This is a genomic window from Streptomyces sp. NPDC006872 (assembly GCF_040635845.1).
Taxonomy (GTDB): Bacteria; Actinomycetota; Actinomycetes; order Streptomycetales; family Streptomycetaceae; genus Streptomyces.
Genome location: NZ_JBEYIL010000030.1, coordinates 59,698 through 78,816 on the forward strand (window position 1 = coordinate 59,698; position 19,119 = coordinate 78,816).

Genomic DNA, 19,119 nt, shown 5'->3' on the forward strand with positions numbered 1-19,119 from the left:
ACGTGCTGGGCGTCGTGTCAAAGGCAGCGCAGCGCAGCGAGGTCAGGGGCAGGCCGCCGTCACCGGCGGCCGCGCGTTCCTTGTCCCGGTGCTCGAGGCGACCGGTGGTGCGTGTAGGGCGTCATGGAGTACACGGGTCGTGGGCCGGTCCGGCGAGCACAGCGCCCGAGCCCAGCCTGACGTCGCGCAGCGTGACGGTGCGCGGTGCGCCCTTGGTCTGCGTGCTGGGGTGCGGCGCCCGCCTCCGATTCGTAGACGTCAGGCCGCGGAGACGTCTGTGATCTGCAGGCGGGGGATCGCTCGGCCCGTGTACTGCGTTGACGGCGCTGCTGTGCGACGTGGGCTTGTAGCGGGGATCAGCCGGCAGGGCCGACCGGGCGGCGACGCCTGCGGCCGGTCCCGATGTGGGCTGACCGTCGACATCCGCCTTGTCTGTGACGGCGACTGGCTGTGACGTTGTTCAGCGGTCCCGGCATGACGGCTTCGAGCGGCCCCGGTTGGTGACGGCTCTGTGGCTTCCTGACGGTCTGGAGCGGTGCCGGGGATCGGCTTGCGCCGGGACCACTGGGGGCGTTGTGTCGGTGACTGGGTGCCTCAGCCGGCCGTTGAGTGTTGCAGTTGGTCATTCCGGCACTCGGCGATGGTCGCGTTCAGCCGGACTCTGCATGGCCCTTCGGCAGTTGAGCGTTGCCGTCAGAGGTTCGCTACTGGCCGGCTCCCGGCATCCGGACGACTGCGGTCCCGCGCTCCAGGTCCACCGTTGTCCGGTTCGGTGGCGCTCCGTCCTGTTCGTCGTCCCGCATCAGCAGGGCCGACTGCCGCTCCTTGAGTTCGTTCTGCTTCCCTGGCGAAAAGCTCGCATGCAGCTGCTCGAACCCGGTCGCGGATATCTGGCCCTGCCGGACGCTGTTGCGCCAGGGCAGCAGTCCGGCCCGCCCGGCCCGCAGAAGCAGCTGGTCTGCGAAGGCCACGATGGTCAGCACGATGACCAGTCCGGGCAGGGTCATGAAGACGGCGAATCCCATGCCCCCCTTTCCGGTGTCAGCGACCAGTTGGATCAGAACCATTTCTGCTGGCCGCCGCCGTGGTCGGCTGGTGTTCGGGGCTGGGTGGCCGCGCGGGTGGTGTGGGGGATGGCTGGTTGGGGTGTGGGTGTGGTGGCGGGTCTGTGGCATGGGGCGGGTGTCGGTGTTTTCGTCGAGGCCGGGGGAGTTGGCTTGGCGGGGGCGTCCGGGGGCTGCGGTTCGTGGTCGGTGCGGGGCGGCGTCACGGGTTCGAGTGCCTGGGGGACGGCGGCTGTTGCTCGCGCTGGATTTCCCGGGGGTGTCGGATGTGCGTCCCGAGCAGTACGGACGCCCCCGGACGAGGTCGCTCCCGCCTGGTGGCCTGCCGCTTCAGGTTGGCGGCGGTTCGGTGTCGAGTCTGTCGGCGGGCACTCGCTCGATGCGGGTCCAGCCGCTCCAGCCACGCTCCTTGAGAATCGCCAGCACCAGTTCGGCGCCGGGTGCGGACTCGAGCATGGTGGAGTCCATCAGGGCGACGAACTGATCGTCGAAGCCGTCGGCGCCCGTCTCGCCGGCCTCCACGGCGCGGATCATCAGGCGCTCCAGGATGTCGGCGATCTCGACGATCCGTGGATCGCCGGCCGGCCAGTCGGGCTCCCCGGTGAAGAAGCTGTAGAGCCTCACCATGTCGGGGTCGTCCAGCTCCTCGTGCTTCTTGGCGATCACGGAGTCGATCAGGTGCGGCACCTGCGCGGCGATCATGATCCAGGCATCCCGCTCCAGCTCGATGTACCGCTCCCCGACGTCGAGACCGCGAAGCCGGTCGAGGTAGTCCACGACGCTCTGCGGGAGCGCCAGGTGCTCTCCGGCGGCGAGGCGGGCGAGTCGGCTGCGGGTGTCCTGCAGCCGACGGATCTCGGCGCGCAGGTCTTTGTCGATCTCCTGGACGCCGCCGGCGAACTCCTGCGGGCCGGCGTCGAGGAGTTCCTGCACCCTGGCCAGCGGCACGCCGGCGTCGGCCAGGGTGTGGATCCGGATCAGTCGCACGACCGCGGCGGCATCGTAGGTCCGGTACCCGGACCGGTCGCGCTCCGGCTCGGGCAGCAGCCCGATCTTGTGGTAGTGGCGTACCGCCCGTACGGTCACCCCGGAGTACGCCGCCAGCTGGCTGATCGTGAGCATGGGTCTCAGCCTGCCTCAGGCGATCTTCCGGCGATAGGCGGTCATCGCGAAGACGTACGCCGCGACGAGGATGCCCACACACCACGCGAGCGCGATCCAGATGTCGTCGCCGACCGGCTGCCCTGTGAACAGAGCACGGATCGTGTTGACGATCGACGTCACCGGCTGGTGCTCGGCGAACCAGCGCACCGGGCCGGGCATCGTCTTCGTGGGCACGAACGCCGAGCTGACGAACGGCAGGAAGATGAGCGGGTAGGCGAACGCGCCCGCTCCCTCGACCGACGACGCGGAGAGCCCGGGGATCACGGCGAGCCAGGTCAGCGCCAGGGTGAACAAGAGCAGGATGCCGGCGACCGCGAGCCATGCCGACACGCCTGCCCCGGAGCGGAAGCCCATGAGCACGGCGACGCCCACGACGAGCACGAGCGCGATCAGGTTGGCGACCACAGAGGTGACGACATGGGCCCACAGCACACCTGACCGCGCGATCGGCATGGACTGGAATCGCTCGAAGATCCCGCTCTTCACATCGGTGAACAGCCGGTACGCGGTGTAGGAGACGCCCGATGCGATGGTCATGAGCAGGATGCCGGGCAGCATGTAGTTCACGTACGAAACCGATCCGGTGTCAATGGCGCCGCCGAACACGTAGACGAACATCAGCATCATGGCGACCGGCGTGATGACGGTCGTGATGATGGTGTCCATGCTGCGTGTGACATGGCGCAGGGTCCGCCCGGTGAGCGCGGCGGTGTCGCTGAAGAAGTACGTGGTCATCGTTGTCCCCCAGTTGTCGTGCCAGTGGCGTCGCTCTTGTCGCGGCTCTTGTCTCCGCCGCCGATGACCGCGAGGAAGATCTCCTCCAGAGTCGGCTGCTTCTCGACGTACTCGATCGTGGCGGGCGGGAAGAGCTGCTTGAGCTCGGCGAGGGTGCCGTTCACGATGATCCGACCCTGGTGGAGGATCGCGATCCGGTCGGCCAACTGCTCGGCCTCGTCCAGATGCTGTGTGGTGAGCAGCACCGTCGTTCCGTGGCCGGCGAGCTCCTTGACCGCATGCCACACCTCGATGCGCGCCTCGGGGTCGAGTCCGGCCGTCGGCTCGTCCAGGAAGATCACCGGCGAATTCCCGATGAGGCTCATCGCGATGTCCAGCCGGCGGCGCATCCCACCCGAGTACGTGGACACTCGGCGCGCGCCCGCCTCGCTCAGCGAGAAACGTCTCAGCAGGTCGTCCGCGATCGCGCCCGGGTCCTTGAGGTGGCGCAGCCTGGCGACGAGGGCGAGGTTCTCCCGACCGCTGAGGATCTCGTCGACGGCCGCGAACTGCCCGGTGAGACTGATGGACTCCCGCACGTTCGCCGGTTGCGTGGCGACGTCGAAGCCGTTGACGCTCGCCGTTCCCGCGTCGGCCTTCAGGAGTGTGGCGAGGATCCTCACGGTCGTGGTCTTGCCCGCCCCGTTGGAGCCGAGCAGGGCGAAGATGCTGCCCGGCGCCACGTCGAAGTCCACGCCGCGCAGCACTTCGAGCTTCCCGTACGACTTCTCCAGACCCTGCACGCGCATCGCCGGACCGGCGATCGTTTTGGCCGTCATGGTCATCTGCCTCCTTTGCGGGGCTGTTCCACGCGTCTGCGAGGACGCCCCTGCCGGAAGGATGGAGGGTTGACCCAGCGTCAAGGTCAAGCCGGCTCCGACCGCGGCATCCAGATCTTGTGGGGTTCGACGGCGGCCTCGCCGCCGAGGCGACCCGCGTGTCCGACCGTCTGCGGGGCCTGTTCACGCAGAACCACCCACATCTGGAACGGGTTCTGGGCCCGCGCATGCAGCACCCGGCCGTGCTCGGGCTGCTGGACCGGTTCGGCTCGCCGACCCTGATCCGCAAGGCCGGACGCCGACGGCTCATCACCTTGATCCGTCCCACGGCACCCAGGATGGCCGAGCGGCTGATCGACGACATGTCGCAAGCTGGCGGCCCACCAGATCGAGGAGTTGCTGGAGGACCACCCTCTTTCCCCGGTTCTGATGTCCATGCCCGGCATCGCCATCAGGACCGGCGACTCACCCGCCGCATCCTCATCGTTGTCGGTGACGGCGCCGCGTTCCCGTCGGCCGTCCGCCTGGCCGCCTACGCCGGCCTCGCCCCGGCGACCCGGAGCTCCGGGCCCTCCATCCGCGGCGAACAGCCTTCGCGGAGAGGGAACAAGCGGCTCGGGCGGGCCTTTTCCGTCTCGGCGTTCGCCGCGCCGGCCGACCCGGCCACCCGCACCTGCTTCGACAGGAAGATCGCCCAGGGCAGGCACCGCACCCAGGCGGCCCTGCTCTGCCTCGCCCGCCGCCGGGCCGACGCCCTGTTCGCCGTGCTCGGAGACGGCACCGTTTCACGAACTTCAGACATCCGGAGCGGGGTGAAGGCAACCGTTCCTGTCTGCGAACCAGGATCGTGCAGCGTCATGACGGAACCCCTACATCTTGTGAACCTCCACGGAGAACCCTTCTGCAAGGACGGAGTTCAGGTGCTCCGCATGCGCGCCGAGCCATTGGCGTGTGTCGGCGGACTGCGCCGTCAGTTCGACGAGCACGTACTCCTCAGAGCCATCGGTGGACCCACCACAGATGCAGCACCGCAGGCGCTGGCTCACCGCGCCCGTCCACTCCGGTCCGTTCCCGCCCACTGCCACCGTCTGATCATCGACATGCACGGGCACATCGTTCCAGACGCCCTGAAGCAGCACCCATCCACCTTGCCCCAAGAGATGGGGACACCCCCCCCGTGTGGCCCGAGTGGGTCTACTGAGCGCCGGGGGCGGACGCAGGGGGATAGTTCGGGTGCAGGGAGGACGGCAGGGGAGCCAGCGACTCGCACAGCTCGGTCGGGAAGTCCGGCTCCCTGCGCTGCACTTGACGGCAGCCGCCCGCCGAGCCCTCCAGGATCGGCTCCCACCCCTCCTTCGTTGCCCGGAAGTACCAGCGGTCGCCCAACCGCGAAGTGCAGGCTGGGTCGGTGGTGTCGCCGCACGCCGGTCCCGTGCGCCACGAGAAGTCCATGACGAGCCACTCCCCGGCGCATTTCTCCGAGTCCCGGTAGGTGTGCTGGGGCGCGCCGACCGCCTTCAACGCCTGTTCGTACGAGGCCGGGGTGCAACCGGTGGCAGGCGGTGTGCAGCCCAGTTCCCCGCACAACCGCAAGGCGGGCGGCTTGGCGCCGTCGCGGGTGAAGTGGGTGTAGTTGTCGACGATCACGTCCTGGTCGCCCAGAGGCGCGGGCAGGGTGACCTTAGCCGTGGCCGGGGTCTCCTTCGTGCATCCCGAAGCCCGGTCCCCGGACGGTGAGGCGAAGGTGATCTGCACCCGCACGGTGTTCTTCACGGGGTCGGTGAGGGCGGCCTTGAGCTCACGCACGCACGCGCATGCGCCACTGGGCACCTGCATGTCGATCAGCAGGGTGCGACCGTCCTCGCCGAGCCGGACGCCGGTGACGGTGGAGGGCTGCATGGTGGTCCATGGGAGCGGCTCACTCGCCGACGCCGACGGCACCCCGTCGTCCCCCTCACCGGCCACCTGCGTCCCACAGGCGCCGAGCCCCAGCACGGCGACAGCACCGAACCACGCGGCCACTGTCACGCGACACGCTCTACGTGAGCCCACCAGCTCTCGCCCCCCCCGCAGTCATAAGGATGTTGTCCGAGGCCACTTTAGGTCGGGGGCGGGCGGGCGCAGGGGCCCGCTGCCTCCGTGCCGCACATCGGGCGTCGTGAGCCGCGTCGGCGAGGCAGAACGTGCATGGGCGGTCACGTCGGAGTGCAGCCATGCGTCGTCTGGTCCCGTTCGGCCGAGTCCCGGCTCCTGGCCGATTCCGTCCGAGCGGTCATCCTGCGCGAGGACCGCGACTGGCCCTGGAGAGCGTTCCCGTGACTGGCCGCTGACTGGATGGTTCGCCGGCATGGTGACAGCTGTCCTGTCGTCGGCATTCGGGCAGCCGCGTGGCCTCCCGTGGGGAGCCGGGAGGCGCGGCGGGCCCCACCGCTCACGGGAGGGCAGGGCCCGGCCAGGGGGTTCTCCGCCTGAGGGGGGAGGCTCACCTGTCTGCACAGCATGCGGCACAAACCAGCCACAGCGATAGATACCGGCCTCCGCTTTGATCCGCGCGACAGCACGACGCCACGAACAGGTGGCACTCCTCCCCGGGCGTCAGTTGAGGGTTTGGAGTTCTCCGATCCGGACCCGCATCGTGCTCTGGAGTCCGTAGGTGGTCGGGCTGTGGTTGACCCGCGTCCGCGTCGGCGTCCTGGTCGGGTGTTTCCCTGCCGTTGTCGGGCTGGCGGTGTCGGGGCCGGTAAGCACGGTCCCGGCAACGGGCAGAGCAATACTTGGCGTCCCGGCGCCGGGACCCGCCGCGTAGGTCATGCGTCCGCACACCGGGCACAGCAGCCGCCGGAGCAGACGGTCATCATCGGTGGCTCTGGCCCTCATCAGCAGCCCGCCCAGTGCCCCGATCCGCACGGTGACCTGCCTGTCCCTGTACGTCTGGGCCCGGCGGTCATCACGCTGGCCCGTGCCTGCGACCGGCCCCACGGTCACCGCTGACGGTGAATCGGCGACTCCCTGCCAGCGGGGTTCCCCCGCCGACTTCCGGGCGGGATTCTGGCTCCATGAAGACTACGGGGCGGGTCATCAGGAAATGGGCGTGCGCGGCCGGCGGCGTGTGGGCGGCCTCCGAGGTCGTCGGCCCCTTACGGCTCGGCGGCACCGGGGCCGAGCGGGCGGTGGCCGTGGTCGTCGTGGCCGTCGTGTTCACCGCCGTCGTCCTGCTCGTGCCCATGCCACTGAGGCGGACGCTCGTTCGGGCCGCGGTGCGCAATCAGCGGCGCATGGCGGAGGAGCCCGATGGGGGCACCTCCGACTGGGAGTTCTTTGCGACGATGCGCCGGCACTTCTTCTACGTCGGACTGGGCATGGTGCTGTCGGCCGTCGTTCTGACGGTCGTGGGGCCCACGGCGCTGTGGGCCGGCGTGGAGCTGAGCGCCGGGCTTGGCCTGGACGTCGACCTCGGTGGTGGGCTCAAAGACCTCGTCACCGCCGGACTCGTCGTCGCCGCCGTGGAGACGGTGCTGCTGCTCGTGCTCGCCCTGCCGGTGAAGCGCCGCCGCCCCGGGGCCCTGCGTTCGCTGACCGGCTACCTCTTGTGTCTGGCGGGTCTGGCGCTCTCGGCGGTGTGGTTGGACGGGGTGGATGCGACGGGTACCCCGTGGTTGACGCTCGCCGTCGTCGCCGCCCTGTTCCATCTGCGGTTCGCGCTGACCCTGACATTGCCCGTGCCCGGGGTGGCGTCGCTGATCCTCGTCTCGGCCAACGCGCTGGTGCTCTGGCTCATCGTGTCGCTCACGGGTCTGCTGCACATCGACGGCTTCTGGCCCCTCGTCGGGACGGTCGCCCTGATGTGGGTGGCGGAATGGCCGAGCCGCCTCGCGAACGCCGCCGCGGAGGCCCGGACCAACCCGCCCCCGCCTCCCCCCGACCCCTTCTGGCCCGACCACCACATGCCGCAGTCGCCGCTGTACTGACCGGGGCCGCCGCCCCTCGGAGTCGAGGTCGACGCCATCACCCACGCCCTGGCGAAGAAGGACGCCCGACCGGACAAGATCCAGCGCTGGGCCGACCACAAGGACAGCCGCACCACGCAGCGCTACAACCGGCGCAAGGAACTGCTGGACGACAGCCCCGGCTACGCCCTCGCCACCGACGTCGCCGGCGCCCTGGCCCACAGCGAAGCGCGATGCCCAACTGGGACCGGCTTCCCCGTGCGGGGAAGCCGGTCCCAGTGAAGCGGCTGGCCGCCGAACAGCGTCGCCGCGTCACGCAGCGCCGCTCCGGCCTTCCGGTCACCTGACCGCGGCCTCGCCCTCCCTTCTGCAGAACGGGTTTCATCGGTTCTCTGTGTGGTGTCCATCACGTTCTGGCGGGCTTGCGCGGCTAACCCCTCGGTGCCGCACACTCCCGGCCCTGGCCGAGTCATCAGCCCAAGACGCAAGGGGTGAGGCACGCACATGCTCCACGCCCGCATGCGAGCGGCGCATGCCCGTATCCAGGGGGAACTCCTCGTGAACGTCACGCTCGACCTCGCCACCGTCCTCGTCGTGGGGCTGGCGCTCGCCGTCGGCTGCATGGTCCACCGCGGGATGGCACCGGCCGCGGGGACCGGCAGCACGACGTCCAAGGGGGACAGGCTCACGGCTGCGGTCGCCGCGGCGGCGGGCGTCATCGTGATCGGCTCCTTCCTCGTCGGCGGCGTCCAGATCGGTCAGCCCTCCGGGGGCCCGGCCCCCGGCCCGGCGGCCACCAGCACCGGCAGTGTCCGGTAGGGGTCGCCGGACCGAACCGGCTGCCGCCCGAAAGTCGACGGTCCGACGGCATCTCCTTGGCCGGGAAGGGAAGGCCGGGCCATGATCATGAGGGAACCGACCACGGGAGGCCGCATGTCCGCACCGCACCGCGACGCACGGGGCGAACCCGAGTCAGCCACGCCGGCGGCGGTGCCGGGCCGCGACGACCGACACGGCGAGGCCCTGCTGCCGCCGTCCGCGCTCGCCGCGCTGTGGGCGGTCCGGCACGGGCAGAGCACCGCCAACGTCGCCTTCGCCGAGGCCGAACGGACCGGCTCTGCCGATCTGCCGGTCGCGGGACCCGACAGCGACGTTCCACTGTCCGCGCTGGGACAAGCCCAGGGCCGCGCGCTGACCGGCTGGCTCGCCGGTCACGCTCCCGGCACCGGGCCGGACCTGGTGGTCTGCTCCCCCTATGCGCGGGCCCGGCAGACCTGGGACGCGATGGCCGGACCGGCGGCGGATGTGCCGGTGCTCGTCGACGAGCGGCTGCGCGACCGCGAGATGGGCGTCTTCGAGCTTCACCCGCCGAGCGCGCTGGCGGCCCGGGCGCCCGAGGAAGCCGCACGCCGGGCCATGCTGGGCGAGTGGTCCTATCGCCCACCGGGCGGCGAGGCGCTCGCCGACGTCGCCCTGCGCGTACGGGACTTCACCACCGAGCTGGCCGGGGCCGCCGCCGGGCGCCGCGTTCTTCTCGTCGCCCATGACGCGGTCGTCATCGCCCTGCGCTACGTACTGTCCGGTCTCGGCGCGCCCGTCCCCCACGATCTGCCGCCGGTCCCCAACGCCTCCGTCACGCACTGGCGAGGCGACGGACGCCATCTCCGGCTCGCCCACTGGGGCCAGACCGCCCACCTCACCGACATCGCGGTCCCGGAAGGACCCGGATGACCGACCAGCAGCCCCCCCTACGACCCCGTGCTCTCCCACGTCCAGCCGCTGCCCGGCAGCCTGTACGGCGACGAGGCCTACGAAGCCGCGCTCAGCGACCTGCGGGCAGCCGTCGCCGAGGTGTCCACCGCCCTGAACGACGCCGAAGACGCAGCCGTCACCCAAAACCTGACGCGCTACCAGGTGGACCTCAACCGTGCCCAGCTCCAGCTGCGCCCGGACGACACGGCCGCCCTGGAGCGCGCCCACGTTCTGTGCCGGACGGTGCGCCGCCACCTGACCACCGGGGCGGCGTGAGCAACATGCCGACCACTGGGGGCCGGCTGCCGCTGGAGGAGAACCGCCGTATCTTCCGGGAGCAGATCGCCCCCGTCTTCCTCGACGGCTGCGCCCCGCAGAGCGCCCCGGTCGTCGTGATCGTGTCCGGCCAGACCGGGGCGGGCAAGACGGCGGTGACGCGCATGGTCAAGGACGCCCTCGACCGCAACGGCCCGGCGGCGTGGATCAACATGGACCTCTACAACCCCCCACCATCCCGAGTACGCCCGCTGGTAGGGGGAGCGTCCTCAGGAGGCGGACGCCCTGGTCCGGGGCGGCGATCCGAGCCGGTCAGAGACCCGAGGGATGACTGGAACGCCAGTCGCCATGGCGATCGCGCATCCGGTCCCGTTCCTCGGACGTGGCAAGGAAGACGTCGGCACCACCGTCGTAGGGGTGGTGGATGCACTGCATGAGGGTGTCGGTGATGAGGATTCCCGCCACCTTGTCGTCGGCGAAGTCTCGGAGCGACTCGTCGATGCAGCCTCGCCGCCAGGGCCGGCGGGCGGCGAAGAGGTGGCAGTACGTGCGGAACTCAGGGTCAGGATCGTCCTCCACCAGCAGGCTCTGCCAATACCCCGTGACGGGTTGCGACGACGGAACCTCGGCTTCGGTCGTCCAGAGCGGAGTGATCACATACACGTCCGCACCAGCGAACAACTCATCGAGGACGGTGTTGTAACGCTCCAGGACGACGGTGTACTCGCTCTCGTCCTCCGCGTACCGCTTCGACTCCGGCAGGCTGTGAAAACGTACCCAGACATCCCGGTACGGGTCACGGAGCTTGTACCCAACCGGAGGGCAACCGGGCCAACGCTGCTGCCACAGCTCCGTCAAATCCGCCTGCCCGTCTCCAGACACCCGCCGCACTCGTCCCTCTCGCATATGAACCTACCGACGACCATGATGCCGGGGCTCACCCACGAGAGAAACCGCCTTCTCAGCATGCTGCGCATGCCAAGTCCTGAGTGCGACCGATTCATGCGAGATCTCTGCGAGGACGCGGGACCCATCACCGCGGGTGAGATCGCCACTCTGCGTGGCCCTGGCCGGTTTCGGAACGGCGCGCGACGCTGATCTGCTCGCCGCCTACCTTGATCGCTACCTCTGCCGCCCTGACCTCGCGTACGACCAGACCGTAGTCATGGGCGCTCTCCAGTTCATCGACCTGAATCTTGGAGGTGATCAAGCCGACCGTTTCCTGGGCCCGGGCGGCCTGTGGCAGCCGTGGCTCCTAGATGCGTCTCACATGCAGCCCAACACGGACCCCATCCCCTCCTTCTTGTGCGGGACAGTGCGGGGACCGTTGCTTCTCCATCGAGCGCTTCGGCAAGTAGCTTCGTGGCGAAGCAGCGGGTGCACAACTGCTCGCGGAAGATCCTTTCGCTCGTGCCGCAGTGCTGGCACGGGTAGGTGAGGTCGACTCCGGCGCAGGGTCCGCAGATGCCGGTACCCGCGTCGGTGGAACCGATGAGCGGATGTTGCTGCTTGCGCTGGGCGCAGGCGCCGGGGTGTGCGCGCACTGCCGCGTAGCAGTGTTTGCAGACCGGGCCCATCGGCCAGTAGGCGTGGACAGGACGGTCGTGGAGACAGCGTGCGCATGGGCCCGTAGGGCGGGGATAACAGCTCTGGCAGAGCGGCCGGCCCGCCACCCTGAGCGCACAGGGCCGAAGCCGGCCGCAGGTGGAGCAGGCGACCGGGGGAGCGCGATAGCAGCGGGAGCACAGATTGGGCCTGCCGTCGCCGCTGCGCCGGACGACCTTGCGGACTTCTCCGCAGCTGCTGCAGTGGCGCTGGGGTCGGTAGCAGCCCCGGCAGACCGGACCGTCCGCCGAGATCGCGGTCATGCCCCGCGGGGTGGTGTAGTCACGGCAGCTGTTTCGGTTCCGGTTGTGAGGTGATCTGTGGTTCGGGTTCGGTTGGCTGGGTGGTGAAGAGCTCGGCCATGGAGGCTTCGGAGAGGTAGCGGCGGTCGAAGACCTGCCACTCGTCGTGGAGTTCGGCCGGCACCGCGGCGGCGAGCCGGCCCAGGGCGGCGGGGTTGGGAAAGACCTGGACGACGTCGGCCCGCCGTTTGATCTCCCGGTTCAACCGCTCCAGCGGGTTGGTCGACCAGATCTTCTTCCAGTGCGCCGGAGGGAAGTCGGCGAAGCGGTGATGTCCGTCGCCGCATCCAGCAGCATCGTCTTGACCTGCGGGAACTGCCGTCCGAGCATCTCGGCGACCACGTTCAGCTGGGTGCGCACCTGCTCGCCGGCGGTCTGCGCGAAGACGGTGCGGATGGTGGCGGCGACCATCTCCCCGGAGTCCCTCTCCAATCTCCAACTGAAGGGCTGGGCATGGTTGGACCCGCAGCGGTGTCTGTTCTACCGCTCAGTCGGCCTTGCGATCGGGGGAAGCGGTGAGGTGGGCGAACTCGCACAGGGCGCGGCGGCCCGGGCTGTCTGTCTTCGCCATCAGGCTGGCGACGTGCTTCTCCGCTGTACGTGGTGAGATGAACAGGCGCTCTGCGATCTCGTTGTTGCCGTATCGCCGGGCCAGCAGGACGAGGACGTCGTACTCGCGCGCGGTGATCCCATGGCGGCGCAGTGCCTCGGGGACCCTGCCGTGGCCGGAGCGGCGCTGGGTGGCCGGCATGCCCGCCTGGCGCAGGAGAGCGCGGCAGGCACTGGCCACGGGGGCGATGTTCGCGTCGTGGAAGTACTCCTCGGCCGTGCGCAGCCATAAGCCGGGCGTGCCCCAGCCGTCGGTGATCGCGGCTTCGGAGACCAGGCGCAGACCTAGATGACGGGCGAGGGGGAACGGCGCCGAGGCAAGGATCGCCCGCTGGACGGCTTCGGCGGCCTCGTCGTTGCGGGAGTCCCCGCCGAGCAGCACCGCCCGGGTGAAGTGGACGAACTGGAGGTTCCAGCGTAGGCGCGCCGGACCTTTCCGTGCGACGGCTTCCAGTCGGTCCTGGTCGAGGTCCGCACTGACGGCCGCCACCAGGAGTTCCAGGCCGTAACAGCCAGTGAGAAAGTACGTGGCGGGGTGCTCCAGGTCCCAGGCGCGAGCAGCGGCCATGGCGTCCCGGGCGGCTGGCCGGTCCTCGTCGAGCAAGGCGGACACGGCGTGGCAGAGGCCGAGCACCACCGGTGTGTATTCGGAGTGCTCGCCGCCGCGGTCGCGGTAGTCGGCCAGATGCTTTTCCATGTCGCGGGGTCGGCCCTGGTGGGCGGCGAGGGTGGCTTGGACGACGTACACATACTGCAGGTCCCCGGTGTGGCCCAGGCGTATGAGGGCGGACGCGCAGCGTGAGAGGGTCTCCTCGGCTCGTTGGCTCTCTCCCTTGAGTACCGCGTGCATGGCGAGGGCGGACTCGGCCTGGTATGCGGATGCGATGGCGCCCATCTGCAGGAACACCCGGTGGACCTGCTCCAGTTGGTCCGGGCTGCCGGTGACCATCCCCTGGTTGGTCGCCAGTCTGCTGAGGGCTCGTGCTCGCCATAGTCCCAGGCCGTGCTTGTCGGCGATGGCGAGGATGCGGCGCAGGCAGGCATCCGCCTCGTCGAAGCCGCGCGGGCGGGCGAGCAGGGCGAGCAGTTGCAGGCCCTGGCAGGCGATGACCGGCAGACCGATGCGCTCCGCGGACTCGACGGCGCCGCGGACCAGTGTTTCCGCCTGCGTGGTGTCGAGGCCCGGCGCCTTCCGCCCACCGCGGACTTGGACGAAGCCGTCTACGACGTCGACCGGGACCCGCTGCTCGGGAGTGCAGTCGCTGCCGAGGACCGACCGGGCCGCCGCGACCCGCTCGGCGGCTTCCGGCCAACGGCCGACCATGACGGCCGTCCAGGCCAGCTGGGCGTGCAGATTCGCCCGGCGTGCGTCGTCGAGCTTCATGAGGGCCGTTTCGGCGACCGATCGCGCGAACTCGAACGCCCGCTCGATGGCTCCTGATTCCACCAGGGCATTGAGGAGTGATTCGACGCAATCGGCCCATGTGTTCTGGTCGCAATGGGGCTCGATAAATTCGAGCGACCTTTCGAGTAGATGTGCCGCGTTGGCGACAAGTCCCTCTCGGAGGGCCAGGTGGCCGGCCTCGGCGAGCAGGAGACCTGCCCGGTGGAGTTCACCGGCGGCGTGCCACAGACCGGCCGCCAGCTCAAGTCGCTTCCCCGGCAGATCCGCCTCGGCCTTCTCCAGCGCCTCCGCCGCGCTCCGGGCGAGCTGCGCCCGTTCCCCCGGTAAGAGTTGGGTCAGTAACGCCTCGACGGTGAGGGCGTGCTTGAAGACGTAAGCGTCGCCGTGCCCGTGCTCCGGCAGGATCAACTGGGCATCCACGGCGGATCGAAGGTGGATGTGCAGGCTCGGGTTGTCGAGTCCGGTGACCGTCTGGAGGAGTGGCGAGGAGAAGTGGCGGCCCAACAGCGCCGCAGTGTTGAGCGCTCGCTTCCCCTGCGGGCCGAGGCTGTCGGCACGCGTCAGGACGCTGCGGGTCAAGGTGACGGGGACGGTCGCGTCGAGGTCGCGGACCACGCGCCAGTCGCCCGCGCCGAACTGTTGCAGTGCCCCGGTCGCGATCATCCCGTTGAGCAGTTCCTCGACGATCAGTGGTGTGCCATCGGCGTCATGGAGGAGTCGTCGGGCCACCGGGGCGGGCAGCTCGTCCACCGAGATGCCCAGGCAGGAGGCCGCGAGGTGTGTCACGCCGTCCGCGGTGAGCGGCCGGAGTTCGATGACATGGCCGGCTTTGCGGCCCCTGCTCTGGTAGGCGAGGTCCAACGCCGGGCCGTCGTTGGGGCGCAGCGTGACGAACAGGGTGACGGGCAGCCCCCGAAGATTGTCGACGAGGTACTCGGTGACCGCTATCGACTCGGGGTCGGCGTCGTGCAGGTCTTCCAGGATGAGCAGACATCCCTGGTCTCTGCCGGCGGCGGCGAGCAGCCGCAGGACGGCCTCGGCGAGCACGATCAGGGATTCCGGTCGACTCGGCCCGGTGCGCTCCCGCCACTGCGGTACGAGTGCGGACAACGCCGTCCGATAGGGCCGGAGTTCGGGGTTCTGCGGGGCGGCGCTGGCCCGGTCCAGCGACAGCAGGGCCTCGGCCAATGGCCGCAGCGTTATAGGGGCGCCTATGCTGCTGCATCGTCCCTGCAACACGACGCCGTGGCTCCGGACCTGCTCTGCCGCTTGGTTGACCAGGCGGGACTTCCCCATTCCCGGGTCGCCGACGACGAAGACCACCGCGCCTTGGTGATCTCGGCCTTGTGGGACAGCCGTGTCGAGTTCCCGCAGTTCGCCGGTCCGGCCTATGACGGTCGGTGAGTGGGTATGCACCCGCGAAAACTATTCGCCGGGTATAACTGTCCGCTGAACGGTTGATAAGTGGGCAGTCGGCAGCCCTGACGTCCGGTCGGCCGACAGCGCCTGGTGCTGTCGGCCGACCGGACAGGGCTGTCAGCCGATGGACATCGTGTCGGTACTGGGAACGATGCTTATCGCCATTCCGATCGCCATTCCGGCGACCATGACCGGCCGCCATCCCACCACGCTCCTGAGCCGGCTGCCGAGCGCTCCGGCCGGATACTGCGGGACGTCCCCATCGTGGGCCGCGATGTCGTCGGGCTCCGCCTCGGCCGGTGTGCGGTCATTGTTGTTCAAGGTTCCCCCTGCGGTGATGGATGTGTTCGCGGGATGCGGACACATCGTCGGTCAACTGTTTCGCGGTGGCCGCAACGCCAAGACGGACGGAACCCGTCCGGCGGCGGCCAGTCTGAGGAGGCCGTGTCCGATGCCGGACAAGCCGTTCATGAGGTCAGGCGACTCCGCGCCGGCCGGTACGGCACACCTGGGTCCCTTGCGCCTGAGGTCGGCCAGGAACGCGGCCGCGCGGTGCGGCAGGCTCTCCAGCGCGGCTTCGATGCCCAAGCCGGACGCGAATGTCAGCAGTTCCAGCCTGCCCAGCTCGCCGCAGCCGAGGCTGTGGGCGGGCAGTATCCCGCCCCGGGCCGCGGCACGCACCGCGCGGTCGAGGTCCGGTTGAGCTCCGCTGGGGACGGCGCCCCGGGAGTCGGCCAAGGCGAACCCCACACCGGTCAGCCCGCTGCCCCAGGAATGGTCGCCGTGGTCGGCCGGCTGCGCCAGTAGAGCCGCGGCGGCGTCGTAGTAGTGAATGCTCCCGCCCTCGGCATCCGCATATCGTGCCAGGGCCCACCCGATGCCGTGGAGCCCTTCGCTGAAGCCCGCGGGGAGCTGCGGAGGATCGGCCGCCAGCAGGCGCTCGGCGCAGAGCGCCGCTGCCTTCGCGGCGCCGGGCAGGCCGGTGTGCCGGTGCACCGTAAGCATCGCGGCCAGGCATCCGGCCAGGCCTCCGGCCACCGTCGGATCAGTTGTGCGCTGCGCCGCCTCGGTCGCCAGGGCCACGGTGGGTTCGACCCATGCTGACACCTCGCCGTCCCGCAGAAGATGGGCGAGGTGGGTCAGCGCGTATGCGAGTCCGCCCAGGCCGCTGAAGGCTCCGCAGCCCACCAGGGACACATGCTCGGGCCGCTCGGAGAGTTCGCTCAGCAGGCGGGGCACCGGTGCGATGGCGCGACGGGCGGCCTCGGCGTACCGCGGGACCGAGGTGAGTTGGCCCAGCTGGGCCAGGAACAGCGCGACGCCCGTGTACCCGCCTGAGAGTCCGGCTCCGAGCGGCAGCACCGCCCAGTGCCGGTTCTCCACGAGATGGAGGCCGAGCCAATTGATCCGCTGTTCGTCGTGGAAGGCTCCGGCGAGGATCTGATCTGCGATGGTCCGGGCCGCTGCGAGGTACTGCTCGGGTGCCGCTACCGGTGCCGGGCGGGGTGTGTGAGGCACGGGACCGGGCCTTGCCGCCGGGCGGCCGACCGGGCGGACTCTGGTCGCCAGCGCCGCGCGGGTGATCCATTCCTGATCGTAGAGGTCCACTGTCCCCATCGCGTCGATCTTCGCGAGCACCTGCTCCAGGGCGGGGGTGGCGAGCACCCCGGTCAGGACCTGGCCGGAGCCGGCCACCACATCCCGGCCGGACGGGCGATGCGTGAACAGGGGAATGTCACCGGCCCACAGATCGACCAGCTCCTGGGGGACGATGCGCAGGCCGACATCCGCCTGCACTGGAAGTGCCCGCAGGATGCCGAATTCACGGTCCCGGTCGAGCGCGTCGCCGAGGACGTCGGGGTGTGTGAGCTCGTCCAGCATCGTCGTGTACAGGCGGGTGGGTCGTACGACCATCCTGACCTCGTCCGACGCGAACGCGTGCACGGGACCGCCGGGTGCCGTGAACTCCTCACGGTGGCCCGTGATCGTTTCGTACCCGGTGCGGAATCCGTCGAGCAGCGCGTCGGAGAAGTCAGTGGGGTCAACCTCGACAGCCCCCAGCCTGGGCCGGTTGTCGGTTCCGAGGTAGTGGGCCGGACGGTGGACGAGGTGCATTTCGTCCGTGCCGGGCGCGGCCCAGCCGGGGGTCTCCAGCGGAAGGGCTCCCGCCTGGCCGCCGCTGAGAGCGGAGGCGTCCCACCCGTCGTTCGGTCCGAAGACGAGAGTCGGCAACAGCGCGATACGCAGGACCGATCTGTCCAGAGCGCGCTGGGCCGGGTCACCGTCGTCGTCAGCCGGCGCCCCGGCCACCGGGTGGAAGAGCGTCTCAAGGTCGACCAGGACAGGCTGGTCGGCGCAGGCTATGAGGTTCTCGCAGTGCATGTCGGTGGCATCCAGTGCGTGCAGCACCGCCATCAGCGCGCCGAGGCGCCGGTAGAACTGATCAACCTGCGCTGTGGTGCGGCAGGGCGCGTTCTCGATGTACTCGGCCCAACCGTATGCGGAGCGGTCCAGTACGCGCGGCGTGCGCAGACCGAGCCCGGGAGCGCGGATGTTGAGCCACTCCAACAGCTGCGTGAAGTGCTGGTGCACGGCGGCGGGGCGAGGCTTGTACACGACGCGGCTTCCGTCGGCGAAACGCAGCACGGCGACGGTGCGGCCCCGGCGGTGGGTGTCGCCCCGCGGGAACACTTCCAGCAGCGGTCCGGGGTCCGGGGCGCGCAGCAGTACGCGGGCGATGTCCGCGCGGTCGCGGACAAGGCGGCCGACCAGCTCGATCTCCGCGTCCAGCGCGTATTGGCCGGCCTGCGCGAGTAACCGGGCAAGGACCGGATAGCGGGCCAGCAGGCCCGCTATGCCCTGTTTCTGAGCCGTCTGCCGGACGAACGAGACGAACCGGTCCTGCGGTTCGTCGCCGGCCAGCCTGCCCTGTTCCCGGGCCGTGTTGAGCTCGACGACAAGACAGTGGGCCGCGATTTCGACGAGCCGTTCGGTCAGCCGGTCGACGAACGCCTTCCGAAGCATGGCGGTGTCGGCGGGAAGACCGCTCGAATCGACAGCCCGGGCGAGGCGCTCGCCGGCGGGCTCGGCGAAAGGCGCGCAGATCACTCCGAGCGCGCAGTCCCACTCCAGTCCGCTGGGTACCGTCGGCGCGTACTCGGGTGCGTCGGCAAGCGCCTGCTCAGCCCAGTCCGCCCAGGCCGGGCGGGTGGTGCGGGCCGCCAGGTCCGACCCGCTCTCGGCGAGCAGAGCCATCAGGTCCTCCTCGGTGACCCCGTGTTCATCGCAACCGGCTCCGCGCTCGCTCAAGTCGTCGGCCCACAAGTCACGCTGGGCGGCCCAGCGGAGTAGGCGCTGCTGGGCCCGCGCTCGCGTCCGGCCGTCGGCAGGGCGCGCAGGGCCCTCTTCCTGATCCAGCCGTTCCGCGAGGTGAAGTCCGCGTGCCCACCAGGAGCCTCCTGGTGGGCACGCGGACTTCACCGTGTTGTCCTCGGCCCCTCGCTCGGTTTCCACCCACCGCAGATTTCCATGGTGCGCCCGGCGCGTACATGGGGGATCTGCCCCCATATTCTTGCCGTGGCCGCACATCGGCGCCGGGCCGGCACGCGCCGGGATCATGCCGTGCCGGGCCGGACCGGTCCGGAAGTACGGTGGGGAAGCCCGCGCCGCAGGCCGCTGTCCCGGCTGTCCGCTGCCACAACTGCCCCGATGCCGAACCGGAATGCCCGGGACGCATCCCCTGAACCGCGCCGTCACTGTCGGGTGCGGGTCCTGCCCCCAGCCCGGACCGCGGGCCGCCCGGAATTCTGGGGTGCCACCCCCCAGGCGCAACCGTCCGCCACTCGGCAGTCTTCTCGTCGTCGGCACTCCCGCCGGCTCCGATGAAAGGTGGACCACCATGCAGAACGTCCTGGCCCTCGTGAACCTGGTCATCGAGGACGACACCGAGCGCGGCCTGTTCGGCACCGAGGCGGTCAGCTGCGGCCAGACCAGTGCCGTCAGCGACCACTGCTGAACCATCGA

At 69.9% G+C, this 19,119-nt stretch carries 15 protein-coding genes and 3 pseudogenes; 7 read left to right on the forward strand and 11 right to left on the reverse strand.

Translation table 11 applies throughout. From position 1 onward, the window contains the following. Positions 1-704: 704 nt before the first annotated feature. The 4 genes from ABZ725_RS48960 to ABZ725_RS48975 form a co-directional block, all read right to left on the reverse strand. Positions 705-1,025 (reverse strand): DUF6191 domain-containing protein, encoded by a 321-nt coding sequence (locus tag ABZ725_RS48960; RefSeq protein WP_358808868.1) that lies wholly within the window; start codon positions 1,023-1,025, stop codon positions 705-707. A gap of 369 nt (positions 1,026-1,394) precedes the next feature. Beyond that, positions 1,395-2,186, reverse strand: a complete 792-nt coding sequence (locus ABZ725_RS48965) for a MerR family transcriptional regulator (RefSeq protein ID WP_358808869.1) — start codon at positions 2,184-2,186, stop codon at positions 1,395-1,397. Between the two features lie 15 nt (positions 2,187-2,201). Next, positions 2,202-2,963: an ABC transporter permease gene (locus ABZ725_RS48970; RefSeq protein ID WP_358808870.1), complete on the reverse strand. Its 762-nt coding sequence runs from the start codon at positions 2,961-2,963 to the stop codon at positions 2,202-2,204. After that, positions 2,960-3,781 carry an ATP-binding cassette domain-containing protein gene (locus ABZ725_RS48975; RefSeq protein ID WP_358808871.1) on the reverse strand — a complete coding sequence of 274 codons (822 nt, stop codon included), beginning with the start codon at positions 3,779-3,781 and terminating at the stop codon, positions 2,960-2,962. The genes ABZ725_RS48970 and ABZ725_RS48975 overlap by 4 nt, the downstream gene beginning before the upstream one ends. 116 nt (positions 3,782-3,897) lie before the next feature. Here ABZ725_RS48975 and ABZ725_RS48980 point away from each other — a divergent pair. After that, a pseudogene (locus ABZ725_RS48980) lies at positions 3,898-4,563 on the forward strand (transposase); the annotation flags it as partial. A gap of 87 nt (positions 4,564-4,650) precedes the next feature. Here ABZ725_RS48980 and ABZ725_RS48985 read toward each other — a convergent pair. Together ABZ725_RS48985 and ABZ725_RS48990 are read right to left on the reverse strand one after the other, a co-directional pair. After that, a complete protein-coding gene (locus tag ABZ725_RS48985; protein WP_358808872.1) occupies positions 4,651-4,920 on the reverse strand; it encodes a hypothetical protein in 270 nt (89 codons plus the stop codon). Between the two features lie 55 nt (positions 4,921-4,975). Beyond that, positions 4,976-5,803 (reverse strand): hypothetical protein, encoded by an 828-nt coding sequence (locus ABZ725_RS48990; protein ID WP_358808900.1) that lies wholly within the window; start codon positions 5,801-5,803, stop codon positions 4,976-4,978. A gap of 1,034 nt (positions 5,804-6,837) precedes the next feature. Here ABZ725_RS48990 and ABZ725_RS48995 point away from each other — a divergent pair. The 5 genes and pseudogenes from ABZ725_RS48995 to ABZ725_RS49015 form a co-directional block, all read left to right on the forward strand. Beyond that, complete coding sequence (locus ABZ725_RS48995; RefSeq protein ID WP_358808873.1) at positions 6,838-7,749, forward strand: hypothetical protein; 912 nt, start codon at positions 6,838-6,840, stop codon at positions 7,747-7,749. Between the two features lie 498 nt (positions 7,750-8,247). Continuing rightward, a complete protein-coding gene (locus tag ABZ725_RS49000; protein WP_358808874.1) occupies positions 8,248-8,547 on the forward strand; it encodes a hypothetical protein in 300 nt (99 codons plus the stop codon). Between the two features lie 114 nt (positions 8,548-8,661). Then, positions 8,662-9,459 (forward strand): histidine phosphatase family protein, encoded by a 798-nt coding sequence (locus tag ABZ725_RS49005; protein WP_358808875.1) that lies wholly within the window; start codon positions 8,662-8,664, stop codon positions 9,457-9,459. 27 nt (positions 9,460-9,486) lie between these two features. Beyond that, on the forward strand, positions 9,487-9,756 hold the full coding sequence (locus ABZ725_RS49010; protein WP_358808876.1) for a hypothetical protein: 270 nt from the start codon (positions 9,487-9,489) through the stop codon (positions 9,754-9,756). A 5-nt stretch (positions 9,757-9,761) separates the two neighbouring features. Next, positions 9,762-9,968: pseudogene (locus ABZ725_RS49015) on the forward strand (zeta toxin family protein); the annotation flags it as partial. A 100-nt stretch (positions 9,969-10,068) separates the two neighbouring features. Here ABZ725_RS49015 and ABZ725_RS49020 read toward each other — a convergent pair. Then, positions 10,069-10,614 carry a hypothetical protein gene (locus ABZ725_RS49020; RefSeq protein WP_358808901.1) on the reverse strand — a complete coding sequence of 182 codons (546 nt, stop codon included), beginning with the start codon at positions 10,612-10,614 and terminating at the stop codon, positions 10,069-10,071. Positions 10,615-10,816: 202 nt separating this feature from the next. Between ABZ725_RS49020 and ABZ725_RS49025 the strand changes: the two genes are divergently transcribed. Further along, entirely contained in the window at positions 10,817-11,194 is a 378-nt protein-coding gene (locus ABZ725_RS49025) for a DUF6000 family protein (RefSeq protein ID WP_358808877.1), read from the forward strand. 449 nt (positions 11,195-11,643) lie between these two features. Here ABZ725_RS49025 and ABZ725_RS49030 read toward each other — a convergent pair. The 4 genes and pseudogenes from ABZ725_RS49030 to ABZ725_RS49045 form a co-directional block, all read right to left on the reverse strand. After that, positions 11,644-12,098 (reverse strand): annotated as a pseudogene (locus ABZ725_RS49030) (transposase); the annotation flags it as partial. Between the two features lie 52 nt (positions 12,099-12,150). Then, positions 12,151-15,093, reverse strand: a complete 2,943-nt coding sequence (locus tag ABZ725_RS49035; RefSeq protein ID WP_358808878.1) for an AAA family ATPase — start codon at positions 15,091-15,093, stop codon at positions 12,151-12,153. Between the two features lie 120 nt (positions 15,094-15,213). After that, the gene (locus ABZ725_RS49040) at positions 15,214-15,417 is read right to left on the reverse strand and encodes a hypothetical protein (RefSeq protein ID WP_358808879.1); all 204 of its coding nucleotides are present in this window, start codon (positions 15,415-15,417) and stop codon (positions 15,214-15,216) included. A 51-nt stretch (positions 15,418-15,468) separates the two neighbouring features. After that, positions 15,469-18,351, reverse strand: coding sequence for a type 2 lanthipeptide synthetase LanM family protein (locus ABZ725_RS49045; RefSeq protein ID WP_358808880.1), 2,883 nt, complete (start codon positions 18,349-18,351; stop codon positions 15,469-15,471). Between the last annotated feature and the right edge of the window lie 768 nt (positions 18,352-19,119).